Annotated in this window: 7 protein-coding genes; all 7 read left to right on the top strand. The window is 50.4% G+C overall.

What is annotated here, in order from left to right:
* On the top strand, positions 1-428 hold a 428-nt coding region (locus PHV74_14925), incomplete at its 5' end, for a branched-chain amino acid ABC transporter permease (GenBank protein MDD5095649.1).
* Between the two features lie 362 nt (positions 429-790).
* Complete coding sequence (locus PHV74_14920) at positions 791-979, top strand: hypothetical protein (protein MDD5095648.1); 189 nt, start codon at positions 791-793, stop codon at positions 977-979.
* 211 nt (positions 980-1,190) lie between these two features.
* On the top strand, positions 1,191-2,189 hold the full coding sequence (locus PHV74_14915) for an Lrp/AsnC family transcriptional regulator (GenBank protein ID MDD5095647.1): 999 nt from the start codon (positions 1,191-1,193) through the stop codon (positions 2,187-2,189).
* A 51-nt stretch (positions 2,190-2,240) separates the two neighbouring features.
* Positions 2,241-2,750, top strand: a complete 510-nt coding sequence (locus tag PHV74_14910; GenBank protein ID MDD5095646.1) for a winged helix-turn-helix domain-containing protein — start codon at positions 2,241-2,243, stop codon at positions 2,748-2,750.
* 29 nt (positions 2,751-2,779) lie between these two features.
* Positions 2,780-3,052: a transposase gene (locus tag PHV74_14905; GenBank protein MDD5095645.1), complete on the top strand. Its 273-nt coding sequence runs from the start codon at positions 2,780-2,782 to the stop codon at positions 3,050-3,052.
* Entirely contained in the window at positions 3,018-3,302 is a 285-nt protein-coding gene (locus PHV74_14900; GenBank protein ID MDD5095644.1) for a transposase, read from the top strand. Before PHV74_14905 ends, PHV74_14900 begins: the two co-directional genes overlap by 35 nt.
* The gene (locus tag PHV74_14895; GenBank protein MDD5095643.1) at positions 3,292-3,516 is read left to right on the top strand and encodes an SBBP repeat-containing protein; all 225 of its coding nucleotides are present in this window, start codon (positions 3,292-3,294) and stop codon (positions 3,514-3,516) included. Before PHV74_14900 ends, PHV74_14895 begins: the two co-directional genes overlap by 11 nt.
* Positions 3,517-4,870 lie beyond the last annotated feature (1,354 nt).

Raw genomic sequence — 4,870 nt, 5'->3', positions numbered from 1 at the left:
GCTTTGTGGCTTCGGCCGTGATAGCAGGCACGGGCGGATGGCTTTATGCTCATTATATTCGCATCATGGACCCGAACATCTTCGGAATGGGCATTCTATTTGATGTGATCTTCATGGCGATACTGGGAGGCATTGGTACCCTGGTCGGCCCGATTGTCGGCGCTTTGGTCGTTCGATTGGGGCCGGAGCTAGTGTCCGAGGTCTACACGGTTAATCAAGAGTGGCGCACGGCATTCTTGGCCATATTTATGCTGGCGATCATCATTCTATTGCCGCTGGGAGTATGGGGCACAATCAAGATGCGCTGGAGGCAATTTCAGGCAAAAAGAGCTGGGGGCCCGCCATCGGAGCCAATGCCTCCTACCCCGAATAAGCTGGTTGAATCCATAAGAGGGATGTTCACCAGGCGGTCAGAACCGGAGAAATAGCAGCGCTTCCCATTGCAAGTGGCAGTGATTCATTTATCATTTGATGTTTTGATTCGGACAAGTATTTCATGCGGTTATGAATCTACACAAAACGGCGCGTTATGGTATACAACATAATATCACATGGTCCGGGCTAGTGTTGTGTCAACTATGATCTGGCGCAATGTCATTCTGAGGGAATCCGTATGGATGACCGAAGAATCTTCGATGATGGGGATTGAGATTCTTCGCTTCGCTCAGAATGACATTACAAATATGACATAACACTAGGCGTCGACAAGGATAAACTCTCAGGCAACGCAACAATGAATGTGCTACAGAGGGCTGCTCCTTCCGCAGCCACCTCGCTGCGCATTTGAGAAATGAATTGCCGGTTGGCCAAGATGAGGGTCCCGGGGGTGGTGAACAGGTCGGTGGTCACCGTTGCAGATATGACACTGATCTTATTCAGCTTAAAGGTTTTGGCGCCAGCGATCGTGGTTAGCGTTGCTAACTGGGAGGGATTGCAGGAAGGGTGCCGAACCAGTCAGACAGCCGGTTTGATGACATAGCTGACATGCAGGCCCGAAAGTGCCACCCAGACACTCCCAGCCCGCTGAGAAGGCATATCCTTCCCCTTTTTTCTTCGCTGGGGACTGCCTCATGTGCGAAGGAGGCAGTCCCCAGAGCGTGGATACAGCGTCACTTGACGCCGTCGCAGATCCAACCTCCATTGGGAATGGATCAATTCTACGGGTGAAACTGATTTCACAGGAACAAGGAATGAGTGAGAAAACCACAAAAAGGCCCTTGGATGAACTGGATCTGATGATCATTGGTGAATTGGAAGTCGATGCCAGAAGAAGTGCCAAGGAACTCGCGGCCAAGCTGGGCACCAGCCATACCACAGTACAGCGGCGATTACGATACCTCCTCGATGAAGGGATTATTTCATTCGTCACCATCGCTGATCACAAAACCCTGGGTTACCTGACCCTGGTACTGCTGGGGATAAATACCCGCCCCGGAAAAGTGGATGCGGTAGCCACCATGATCGCTTCCCTGGATTACTCCAAGATGGTTTCCGCAACCCTGGGCCATTATGATTTGTTGGTATCGATGTCAATCGAAGGCCTTGAAGATCTGGGTGGATTTGTCTCCACAGATCTGGGTACCATTAAGGATATCACCAACATCGATTCTATGATCGTCCTCGAAATCTTCAAAAACGATTGGTCCTGTCTGGTGGCCAATGGCCATATCATCAAGCGCCATCCCGGCAAGAACCATCTGGACGAGTTTGAGAAATCTTTGATTGGGGAATTGGAATTGCATCCCCGGGAAACCATTTCCGAACTGGCCCAGAATCTGGGGGCAAACCGGTTAACAGTGAGCAAGAGACTGCAAGCGCTCCTGGAAAAGGGGATTATTCGAATTGTCAGTGTGCCGGACCTCTCTGCTCTGGGCTACAAGATATGGATAACGGTAAAACTGAAAGTCGATCCTTCTCGGATTCATGAAGTTGCCCAAACCCTGTGCGGCTATCCGAATGTGACGCAGGTCATCATGCTCACGGGAATGTTTGAACTGGGCATAGCAGCGGTGTTCAAAGATCGGGCTGAGGTGTATGACTTCATGGAGAACCAATTGGGCCAGATCCCGGGAATGATCGGGCATGAGGCGTTGATGAATCTAAAGAGCTACAAGCGCGCTTTTGGGCTGCCTCCTCTGCGCGGACAAACAATTGTACATAGCAAATCGTTGACCTGTCCGGTTTATTAAAAGTTGCAATCAAGATGCCATAAACGTATAATCTTGTCATGGAGGTGATCTATGGCAAGAACAGCCTGTTTTACCGATGCGGAAATAGCCAGGGCGCGGCAACTGAGAGATCGGGCTACAACAGCTATGGAATTACGCAAGGCACTATCCGTATTATTGGTCGCTGAAGCGAATATGGATGCCGGTAAGGCATCCGACATACTGGGGATCAGTGAAAGAACAGTTTTTCGCAATCGGGAGAGTGTTCGCAATCAAAATAGAGATACCCGGAACGCATGGGGGGGTCGCCGCCATTGCTGCATGACGACTGAGGAAGAACGGGAATTTCTCCGCAGTTGGGAAGCCAAAGCAAATGAGGGAGGGGTGATTTCGGTTCCTCCCGTCCATGCCGCACTTGTGGAAAGATTAGGACATTCTATTCCCATGTCTACGACTTATCGTTTGCTGGCGCGGCATGGGTGGCGGAAAGTACAGCCGGACACGAAGCATCCCAAAAGCGACCCGGGAATTCAGGATGAGTTCAAAAAAAACTCCCCGAGATGGTGGCGACCGCCTGTTTGAAAAATCAAAAGAGTCTTCCCGTCCGTCTCATGTTTCAGGATGAAGCCCGGTTTGGACGGATGAGTGATCCGCGGGCTTGCTGGGCGCCGTCGCCGAAAAGACCAAAGGTTGGGCTGGAGTTGGTTCGGGAGTTCAGATATGAATATGCCGCGGTAAGCCCTTGGGATGGCACCCTTGATTCCATGACAGCGGAAAAGATGAATACCGAGAACATGAGCCGTTTTCTGAATCAAGTCAGCCAAAGGCATCAGGAAGATTTCATGATCCATGATCATGGTACTGGATGGCGCATCGTCGCATAAAGGCAAGGAGCTCCCTGTTCCTGAGAATATTGCATTGGTGTTCCTTCCGCCCTATTCGCCTGAACTGAATCCGGCGGAACAGATATGGAATGTTCTGCGGCGAGATTATTTCGCAAACCGGGTATTCGATTCACTCAATGCTGCCACCCTTCAAGCAGAACATGGACTGGCACACTTGGCATCCAATAGAAAAGCGTTGAAAAATTTGACTGATTGGCCCTGGATTAAAGCCATTTTGAATGCTATGTAGAATAAGTACCCGATTCCCGGAGCGCCCTCCACATTGGAGATTCCTTGACTGTGGCCGGGGCATCGCGGTAGATGGCAGCGGCAACATCTATATCGCGGGTGTGAGCAATTATCGTTGGGGCTCGCCGGTGAGGGCATATACGTCAAGCCCAGATGCCTTTGCCGCCAAGCTGAACAACAATGGCTCAATTGACCCTGCAACGCAACAACCCTGACCATGAATACTGCAGGGCAAGGTACTGTTGCAGGTGCCGGTCTCTTCGATTCTGGCGCAGTAGTCTCCATCAGCGCTATCCCTGCATCTGGCTGGCAGTTTGTGAAATGGACCGACGATGCCGTGGCAAATTATAGATCAGCCAGCACGACTATCACCATGAACGGAAATAAAACTATCACAGCCAACTTCACACAGATACCTGTAAAACAAAGGAAATAAGGCTAAAGATAAGAGAGGGCCGTATAAAATACGGCCCTCTCTTGGTATCCAAATACCTCTTCAACCTTTTCGCTTCAATGTGGTTTCAGGGTTGCTAATGGTTCCTTAATTCAATGGGCTATTAAGGCTGGCAGAGGACCACGGACGTAAGCCCGTGGGTGAATGCCGATAGGTAGGGCTTGTTCCCCAAGGTGCCACGGGCGTGAGCCCGTGGGGTTACACTCAGGCAGTGAACTCCTTGTCTAAACGGCACCGGACCTTTTCGCGACTGCACTTTTCGTAACTTTGCTGTTTTACCAAATAGTATATTGTTACTGTTTTAGAAAGGAAGTACCATTGCTAACCTAAATTCTAGGGAGTGTCACCATGTGCAACTCGTTGATACCTGCTTGTCGCCTCCCGCGCGGAGGCGTGGATTGAGGGATAGCATTCACCTATGGTATGCTCCTGGAAGCAAACCGCTCTGGGGGTCGGAGTTTTTGGCGTCTTTCATCGCCTACCAGGCTCAAGATTTTTTCAACTGTTCGTCCAGATATTCCAGTACTTCGATGGGAAGCTGCTCATGAAACTTGTCGCGATCAAAACCCTCCGGGTCCGTGGATGGAAGAAAATTAGCATTTCTCGCCTGAGGGGGGAATGACCTCCATTCTCTATTATTCTGTAAGTGACTTGAGATCGGTCAGGAACACGGTCCAACACCACGTCCGCTTGCCACCGTGGGGTAACTGGATCATGCTCAGCAACAAGCATGAGAATTGGAACGGTGACATTGCTCAACGAGTCATTAGGAAAGTAAAATGCAGTAGCAGGAGCCAATAGGACAAGCGCCCGAACTCGCGGATCGGGCACTACATCAACTTTTTGCCGAGTTTTAGACCAAGGTATGCCGCCTGCCACTGCCAGAGCTGTGTAGCCTCCCATTGAATGCCCAATGATTGCGACGTTGTTCGGCTGTATGCACCCACTGAACTGGGAATCGAAGGAGACTGCATCAATCGTTATCTTGAGAAAGCTCTGATCAAGTCGGTCAAAGAATAAATTCAGCGGAATTCCCGCCATAAAATAACGTCGGAGTGTGGTTTTCCGTGGTTCCGCTCTCTGAACAACCCCTTTTCAGGGGAAATCCTGTCTGC

The sequence above is a fragment of the Dehalococcoidia bacterium genome (assembly GCA_028711995.1).
GTDB lineage: Bacteria > Chloroflexota > Dehalococcoidia > SZUA-161 > SpSt-899 > JAQTRE01.
This window is presented reverse-complemented; position numbering and strand designations above follow the sequence as displayed.

Excerpts from the sequence above, each read along its gene's own strand:
- PHV74_14920 (MDD5095648.1), top strand. The coding sequence starts at position 791 with ATGAATTGCCGGTTGGCCAAGATGAGGGTCCCGGGGGTGGTGAACAGG.
- PHV74_14915 (MDD5095647.1), top strand. The coding sequence starts at position 1,191 with ATGAGTGAGAAAACCACAAAAAGGCCCTTGGATGAACTGGATCTGATG.
- PHV74_14910 (MDD5095646.1), top strand. The coding sequence starts at position 2,241 with ATGGCAAGAACAGCCTGTTTTACCGATGCGGAAATAGCCAGGGCGCGG.
- PHV74_14905 (MDD5095645.1), top strand. The coding sequence starts at position 2,780 with ATGTTTCAGGATGAAGCCCGGTTTGGACGGATGAGTGATCCGCGGGCT.
- PHV74_14900 (MDD5095644.1), top strand. The coding sequence starts at position 3,018 with ATGATCATGGTACTGGATGGCGCATCGTCGCATAAAGGCAAGGAGCTC.
- PHV74_14895 (MDD5095643.1), top strand. The coding sequence starts at position 3,292 with ATGCTATGTAGAATAAGTACCCGATTCCCGGAGCGCCCTCCACATTGG.